8 protein-coding genes are annotated in these 7,073 nt (G+C 61.4%); 7 read left to right on the top strand and 1 reads right to left on the bottom strand.

The window, feature by feature from the left end:
• The 4 genes from PK789_RS09060 to PK789_RS09045 form a co-directional block, all read left to right on the top strand.
• A partial coding sequence (locus PK789_RS09060; protein WP_324308442.1) for a M16 family metallopeptidase occupies nt 1–672 on the top strand: 672 nt, incomplete at its 5' end.
• 89 nt (nt 673–761) lie between these two features.
• A complete protein-coding gene (locus PK789_RS09055) occupies nt 762–1,076 on the top strand; it encodes a DUF4156 domain-containing protein (RefSeq protein WP_503011933.1) in 315 nt (104 codons plus the stop codon).
• A gap of 122 nt (nt 1,077–1,198) precedes the next feature.
• Nucleotides 1,199–2,215: a 3-oxoacyl-ACP synthase III gene (locus PK789_RS09050; RefSeq protein ID WP_324308441.1), complete on the top strand. Its 1,017-nt coding sequence runs from the start codon at nt 1,199–1,201 to the stop codon at nt 2,213–2,215.
• Between the two features lie 28 nt (nt 2,216–2,243).
• A complete protein-coding gene (locus tag PK789_RS09045; protein ID WP_324308440.1) occupies nt 2,244–3,146 on the top strand; it encodes an alpha/beta fold hydrolase in 903 nt (300 codons plus the stop codon).
• A 15-nt stretch (nt 3,147–3,161) separates the two neighbouring features.
• Here the strand turns inward: PK789_RS09045 and PK789_RS09040 are convergent, their stop codons facing one another.
• Entirely contained in the window at nt 3,162–3,542 is a 381-nt protein-coding gene (locus PK789_RS09040) for a YkgJ family cysteine cluster protein (protein ID WP_324308439.1), read from the bottom strand.
• 127 nt (nt 3,543–3,669) lie between these two features.
• Here PK789_RS09040 and oleC point away from each other — a divergent pair, with 127 nt between their 5' ends.
• From oleC to PK789_RS09025, 3 genes are read left to right on the top strand one after another with little or no spacing between them, the layout of a single operon-like run.
• Nucleotides 3,670–5,331, top strand: a complete 1,662-nt coding sequence (gene oleC, locus PK789_RS09035) for an olefin beta-lactone synthetase (RefSeq protein WP_324308438.1) — start codon at nt 3,670–3,672, stop codon at nt 5,329–5,331.
• The gene (oleD, locus tag PK789_RS09030; protein ID WP_324308437.1) at nt 5,328–6,332 is read left to right on the top strand and encodes a 2-alkyl-3-oxoalkanoate reductase; all 1,005 of its coding nucleotides are present in this window, start codon (nt 5,328–5,330) and stop codon (nt 6,330–6,332) included. The genes oleC and oleD overlap by 4 nt, the downstream gene beginning before the upstream one ends.
• A 26-nt stretch (nt 6,333–6,358) precedes the next feature.
• Nucleotides 6,359–6,997, top strand: coding sequence for a ubiquinone biosynthesis accessory factor UbiJ (locus tag PK789_RS09025; protein WP_324308436.1), 639 nt, complete (start codon nt 6,359–6,361; stop codon nt 6,995–6,997).
• Nucleotides 6,998–7,073 lie beyond the last annotated feature (76 nt).

Below are 7,073 nucleotides of genomic sequence, written 5' to 3'. Positions count from 1 at the left end.
GCGATCCCGATGGCGGCGGCACAACCCAAGGCGCGTGTTTTCATGATCGACCAGCCCGGTGCCGTGCAGGCCAATATCGTGGCCGCAGAAACCATGCCGTCCAGCAACGATGCCAAATCGGTGCAATACGACATGGCCAATATGGTGATCGGTGGCGACTTCACCGCGCGTTTGAACATGAACCTACGTGAAGACAAGCACTGGTCGTACGGTGCCGGCAGTGGCGCCAGTGCCGCGGTAGGTCAGCGTTTGTGGCGGGCCAGTGCGCCGGTGCAGATCGACAAGACCGGCGAGGCCATGGCGGAAATGCAACGTGAGCTCAGCGATTACGCCAGCGGCAAGCGTCCGGCCAGTGCCGAGGAAGTGGCCGGCATGAAGAAGGTGCTGACCTTGACGTTGCCGGGTGCCTACGAAACGGCTTCGGCGGTGATGAATACCATTTCCAGTAATGCCCTGTATGGCCGTCCGGATGATTACGTGTTCAAGCGCAGCGCCGAGATCGAGGCCATGACCCCGGCACAAGTGAACGCGGCAGCCAAGGTGTTGTCTAGCCAAGGGCTGACGTGGCTGGTGGTGGGTGATTTGTCCAAGACCCAAGGCCCGGTGGAGGCATTGAAGCTAGGTGAAGTCACTGTGCTGGATGCCGACGGCAAACCGGTCACCAAGAAGTAAGCGCGCCTTGAAGTAAGTACACCATTCATCCTGCTGCACACAAAGCCCGCCACACTTGGCGGGCTTTGTTTTGGGTACGAGGAGATCCAATGCCTGCGATGCGAACGGGTTTGTTGTGTTGCGCCATGCTGTGCGTGTCGGCGTGCACATTTGTGAAACTGGCCCCGGGGGCCAAACAAGTGCTCGTCCTGCGTGCCGCCCCCGTCGGCTGTGAAGCGCGCGGTGAAGTGGCGGTATCGGTCACCCACAAAGTGGGGTTTTACGAGCGCAGCGAGACCCAAGTGCGTGATGAGTTGGAAACTTTGGCCCGCAACGAAGCACCGGCATCGGCGGCCAATCGGATCAGCCCATTGGGGCCCGCCGAGGACGGCAACCAGCGCTGGGCGATGTGGCGTTGCCGCTGAATTTACGCGCGGGCAGGCAGCGCCAGCATGCGGAAAAATGACGATACGCCAGCGTATTGTCAAGGAACGCGCTATCCTGTGCGGTTCCGGTACCGCGTTGGTGCCTGTACGAGTGTCCGCCCATGCTGTTTCAACGTGTTGCCATTGCCGGTTTAGCCCATATCGACGCCCCGCGTCGGTTGAGTTCGGATGAGATCAATCTGCGTCTGAAACCCACGCTGGACCGGCTGGGCATCAAGATCGACGTGCTCGGCGATATCGCCGGCATCCACGCCCGTCGCTTATGGGATGGTGAGGTACTGGCCTCGGATGCGGCCACCTTGGCGGGTGTGAAGGCGCTGGGTGACGCTGGCATCGACCCCAACAAAGTGGGGCTGTTGGTCAACACCTCGGTGAGCCGCGATTATCTGGAGCCGTCCACCGCCTCGATCGTGTCCGGCAATCTTGGTTTGCCCGACACCTGCCAAAATTTTGATGTCGCCAATGCCTGCTTGGCCTTCATCAACGGCATGGATATTGCCAGCCGCATGATTGAGCGTGGCGAAATCGACTACGCCCTGATCGTCGATGGTGAAACCGCCAATCTGGCCTACGAAAAAACCTTGGAGCGCATGACCCGCGAGGATGTCACCGAGGAAGATTTCCGCAACGAATTGGCCACCCTTACCTTGGGCTCGGGCGCGGCAGCCATGGTGTTGGCACGCAGCGAGCTGGCCCCCGGCGCTCCGCGCTACAAAGGCGGCGTGACGCGCGCGGCCACCGAGTGGAACAAGCTGTGCCGCGGCAACCTTGACGGCATGATCACCGATACCCGCATGTTGCTGATCGAAGGCATCAAGCTGGCCACCAAGACCTTTGAAGCGGCCAAATTGAAGTTGGGTTGGGTGGCCAGTGAGCTGGATGAGTTCGTCATCCATCAGGTCAGCAAAGTACACACCGCTGCGTTCACCAAGGCGATGGGCATCGACCCTCAAAAAGTGATGACCATCTTTGCCGAACACGGCAACATCGGCCCGGCCAGCGTGCCCATCGTGTTGTCCAAGCTGCGCGAAGTTGGCCGCCTGAAAAAAGGCAGCCGCATCGCCCTGCTGGGAATTGGCTCCGGCTTGAATTGCTCGATGGCCGAGGTGGAGTGGTAAGACCGGCGCGCTGTCAGTGATGTCATCCATGCACTTTCCCGACTATCCCTTCACCCCACAACGTTTCACCGTGCGCCCCGGCATCGGCATGTCCTTCCTCGACGAAGGCCCGCGCGATGGCGAGGTCGTGCTGATGCTGCACGGCAATCCGTCGTGGAGTTACTACTGGCGGCATTTGGTCACCGCGCTATCGGACAAGTACCGCTGCATCGCGCCCGACCATGTGGGGATGGGACTGAGCGATAAACCAGACGATGCACCTTCGGCATCGCCGCAGTACGACTACACCTTGCAATCGCGTATCGACGATGTGGATGCATTGCTCGCACATCTGGGCATCACCGGGCCAGTGACGTTGGTGGTGCACGACTGGGGCGGGATGATCGGGTTTGGCTGGGCGCTGCGTGACCCGGCGCGGATCAAGCGACTGGTGATCACCAACACCGCGGCCTTCCCGTTGCCCACCAGCAAGCGGTTTCCGCTGCGACTGGCGATGGGGCGCGATTCAACATTGGGCGGTTGGCTGATTCGCCGCTTCAACTTGTTTGCACGCGGCGCGGCGCGCTTCGGCACGGTGCGTGCGCTGCCCAAGGCGGTGCGTGAGGCCTACGCCGGGGTATACAGCGGCTGGGACAAGGCGATTTCCACCCTGCGCTTCATGCAGGATATCCCGCTGCATGAGGGTGATCGGGCGATGCCATTGGTGCAGGCCAGTGCGCAAGCCTTGTCAGGTTATGCCGACCGCCCGGCGTTTATCGGCTGGGGGCTGCGTGATTTCGTGTTCGACGAACATTTTTTGGCCGGCTTCCGGCGTGCGCTACCGCGTGCAGTGGTGCGTGAGTTCGACGATGCCGGTCATTATGTGATGGAAGACAAACACGAAGTGTTGGTACCAGCGATTCGGCGCTTTTTGGACGCCAATCCGTTGTGAATGAAGCGCGCTGCGTCAAAGTTGCGGCAGCGGATTTTTATCGGTCTCACTCACATCAATCCAATCGTCTGCCGCCAACACCGGCAAACCATGTGCCACGCGTGCTTTGTCGCACTGCGCGCTGCTGGCACCAAACTCCCAGCTGGCCGGCACCAAGGCGCAAACCGATGGCCGCCGGTCGTGGATCGTGCAGCGACTATAGCGGCCGATGTCGGCATCCAGTGCGATGCAGCGTGGTTGCACTTGCGAGGTGCCCCGCATCACGCGCTCGTGGGTACGCAGAGTCTCGGTCAGCTCCGACGGCACCACCCCGCCCAGGGCAGGGTCGGCTTCGGACCAATGAAAGCTGACCCGGAAATAGGCACAACAAGCGCCACAGCTGAGACAGGGATGCATGGAATGCCGAGCCTTATCCGGCCAGTGACGGGAACAGGGCGCGATTTTTTGCCGGATTCGCGTTGCATGCAAGTGTTTTCGACGCAATTGGGCGACAATCTGCAGCGATCATGCAACCATGCTACCGATGCAGTCCTCCGTCACACGTAATATCGCCGCTGCGCTGCCGCGTCTGGCATTGGCCACGCCAGAGCAAGCGGCAATGCGCACACCGGGGCGTTTGGGGCGCTATTCCAACGTCCTGAGTTACGCCCAGCTGGATGCACGCAGCGATGCCATTGCCGCAGGGCTGGGCAAGCGCGGCATCGCACGCGGCAGCCGGGTGGTGGTGATGGTGCGGCCCACCCCGGAGTTTTTCTTGCTGATGTTTGCGCTATTCAAGCGCGGTGCTGTGCCGGTGTTGGTGGATCCGGGGATTGCCAAGCGCGCGTTGAAGCAATGTTTGGATGAGGCGCAGCCGCAAGCCTTTATCGGCATTCCCTTGGCGATGTTGGCCAAAAAACTATTGGGCTGGGCCAGCTCTGCGCATGTACGAATTACCACCGGGCGCAATGCATGGTGGGCCGATGCCACCTTGGCGCAGGTGGAGGCCGAAGGCGCGGGTGCAGGCCCGCAGTTGGCCGCCACTGGCGGCGATGAAGTGGCGGCGATCCTGTTCACCAGCGGCAGCACCGGTGTGCCCAAGGGCGTGGTGTATCGGCATCGGCATTTCATCGCACAAATTGAAATGCTGGGGAGGGCATTTGGGATTGAGGCCGGTGGCATTGATCTGCCCACCTTCCCACCATTTGCCTTATTTGATCCCGCACTGGGCCTGACCAGCATCATTCCCGACATGGATCCCACGCGTCCTGCCAAAGCCAACCCACGCAAGCTGCACAAGGCGATCACTCGGTTTGGTGTCACCCAGTTGTTTGGCTCGCCGGCCTTGATGCGGGTGCTGGCCGAATATGGCGAATCCCTGCCCAGTATCCGGCGTGTCACCAGTGCCGGCGCGCCGGTGCCACCGCAGGTGGTGCAGCGCATGTTGGAGCTGTTGCCGAAGGATGCCCAATTCTGGACACCCTACGGTGCCACCGAGTGCCTGCCGGTTGCAGTGATCGAAGGCCGTGAATTGCTGGCCCTGCGCAGCCGCACCGAAACCGGTGCCGGCACCTGCGTGGGACGGCCGGTAGCACCCAATGAGGTGCGCATCATCCGCATCAGCGATACCGCGATTGCACATTGGGACAACAGCTTGCAAGTGGGCGCCGGCCAAGTGGGCGAAATTACAGTGGCCGGGCCCAGTGCGACCGACAGTTATTACAATCGTGATGCGCAGACAGCGTTGGCCAAAATCCAGGAGACCTTGAGCGATGGCAGCACCCGTATCGTGCATCGCATGGGGGACTTGGGTTGGTTCGATGCAGACGGCCGGCTCTGGTTCTGCGGGCGTAAATCACAACGCGTGGTGATGGACGAGGTGACCACCCTGTGCACGGAACAGGTCGAACCGTATTTCAACACCCGCCCGGATGTTGCGCGCACCGCACTGGTGGGCGTAGGCGAAGCCGGCAAGCAGACACCCGTGCTGTTGTTCGAGCTCAACACGGGTAGCCGTGCAAATCCCGTCGAAGTGGCCGATGAACTGCGCTATATCGCCAATGGCTTGGTGCACACCGCCAAGATCAGCCACTTCCTGCATTACCCCAAACCGTTCCCGGTGGATATCCGTCACAACGCCAAAATCAGCCGCGAGAAATTGGCGGTTTGGGCGGCGAAAAAATTGCGAATCAAACAAGCACAATGAAGGTACTTGTTACTGGTGGCGGTGGATTTCTTGGCCAAGCCCTGTGCCGCGGCTTGCTGGCGCAAGGTCACGCTGTGGCCAGTTTCAGCCGCAGCCGGCATGCAGGGTTGGATGTGCTGGGGGTGCGCCAGTTGCAGGGCGATTTGGCAGACCCTGACGCCGTGCAGCAGGCCTTTGCCGAAGGTTTCGATGCAGTGCTGCATAACGCTGCCAAGGCCGGGACCTGGGGCAGTTATGCCAGCTATTTCAGCGCCAATGTGCTGGGCACGCGGCATGTGATTGCCGCGTGCCGCACGCATGGCATCGGCAAGTTGGTACACACCTCCACGCCTAGCGTGGTGCATCGCGCCACCCATCCGGTGGAAGGCTTGGGTGCCGATGCCGTGCCCTATGGCGAAGGCGTGAAGGCGCATTACGCCGCCAGCAAAATCATTGCCGAGCGCGAAGTACTGGCCGCCAACGATGCGCAACTGGCCACCATTGCACTGCGTCCGCGCTTGATCTGGGGGCCGGGCGATACCCAGATTCTGCCGAAGCTGGTGGCGCGCGCACGCAGTGGACGGCTGCGCTTGGTGGGCGATGGCAATAATTTGGTGGATACCACCTACATCGACAACGCGGCGCAGGCACATCTGGATGCGCTGGCGGCCTTGCAGCCGGGTGCGGCTTGCGCCGGCAAGGCGTATTTCATCAGCAATGGCGAACCATGGCCGTTGCGTGAGGTCTTGAATGGCTTACTGCGCGCCGCCGATGCGCCGCAAGTGCATGCCACGCTGCCATTTCGCTTGGCGTATGCACTGGGTGCGTTTTGCGAAGGGGCGTGGACGTTGCTGCCCCTGCGCGGTGAACCGCCGATGACGCGCTTTCTGGCCGAACAACTGAGTACCGCACATTGGTATGCCATGGCGCCGGCCACCCGCGATTTTGGCTATGTGCCGCAGGTGAGCATGAATGAGGGCTTGGCGCGGCTGCGGGCCGCCTTGGTCGCGGGCAAGGTGTAGCGCGTTCCCGCCGCTACAATGCCGGCATGACTGGATTGCCCTTCAATTGGAAACAGCCGGCCGGCAAAGCGCTGGAAAGCGCGCTGAATCACGCGCTGGCGTTGGATGCCGATACCCGCGCAGGCCTTGCGGCACTGGATGGGCAGCGGGTGGCACTGACGCTGACCGCGCCTCCGCTTGCGCTGCAAATCACGGTGGCCGGTGACGCTCTGCGCGTAGGCCCGGTGGATGCCGACACCGAGCCGGATCTGGGCGTGCGCAGCAGTTTGAACGGTTTGCTGCGGCAATTACCTATCTTTCGCAGCCACAATGCGCCGCCAGTGGGCAAATTGCGTATCGAGGGCGATGCCGAATTGGCACAGCGCCTGCAAAAACTCGCACAAGGGTTTGATCCCGATTGGCAACTGCCCTTCGTCAACGTGTTTGGTGAGGTGCTAGGTGTGCAAATTGCCAAGGCGGTGCGCGCTGCGCTCAAGCAGGCACAGGTGGCGGGCCGCAATCTGGCGGAAACCACGGCTGAGTATTTGACCGAAGAAAGCCGCGACGTGGTGCCGCGCGCTGAACTGGATGCATTCCATGATGATGTGGACGCACTGCGCGATGACGTGGAGCGCATCGCCGCAAAAATTGCGCGTTTGCGCCGCGAGCAAGGGCTGCCCGCATGAAGGCGGCACTGCGGGCCTGGCGGATTGGTCGCGTGTTGTTGCGCTATCGGTTGGATGATTTGCTGGATGACACGCC

Origin of the sequence: Thermomonas sp. (assembly GCF_035369645.1) — a bacterium.
Lineage (GTDB): Bacteria > Pseudomonadota > Gammaproteobacteria > Xanthomonadales > Xanthomonadaceae > Thermomonas.
This window is presented reverse-complemented; position numbering and strand designations above follow the sequence as displayed.

What these genes read in the sequence shown, in the direction of transcription:
- PK789_RS09040 (WP_324308439.1), bottom strand. Translation starts at nt 3,542, where the DNA reads ATGCATCCCTGTCTCAGCTGTGGCGCTTGTTGTGCCTATTTCCGGGTC.
- oleD (WP_324308437.1), top strand. Translation starts at nt 5,328, where the DNA reads ATGAAGGTACTTGTTACTGGTGGCGGTGGATTTCTTGGCCAAGCCCTG.
- oleC (WP_324308438.1), top strand. Translation starts at nt 3,670, where the DNA reads ATGCAGTCCTCCGTCACACGTAATATCGCCGCTGCGCTGCCGCGTCTG.
- PK789_RS09025 (WP_324308436.1), top strand. Translation starts at nt 6,359, where the DNA reads ATGACTGGATTGCCCTTCAATTGGAAACAGCCGGCCGGCAAAGCGCTG.
- PK789_RS09055 (WP_503011933.1), top strand. Translation starts at nt 762, where the DNA reads ATGCCTGCGATGCGAACGGGTTTGTTGTGTTGCGCCATGCTGTGCGTG.
- PK789_RS09050 (WP_324308441.1), top strand. Translation starts at nt 1,199, where the DNA reads ATGCTGTTTCAACGTGTTGCCATTGCCGGTTTAGCCCATATCGACGCC.
- PK789_RS09045 (WP_324308440.1), top strand. Translation starts at nt 2,244, where the DNA reads ATGCACTTTCCCGACTATCCCTTCACCCCACAACGTTTCACCGTGCGC.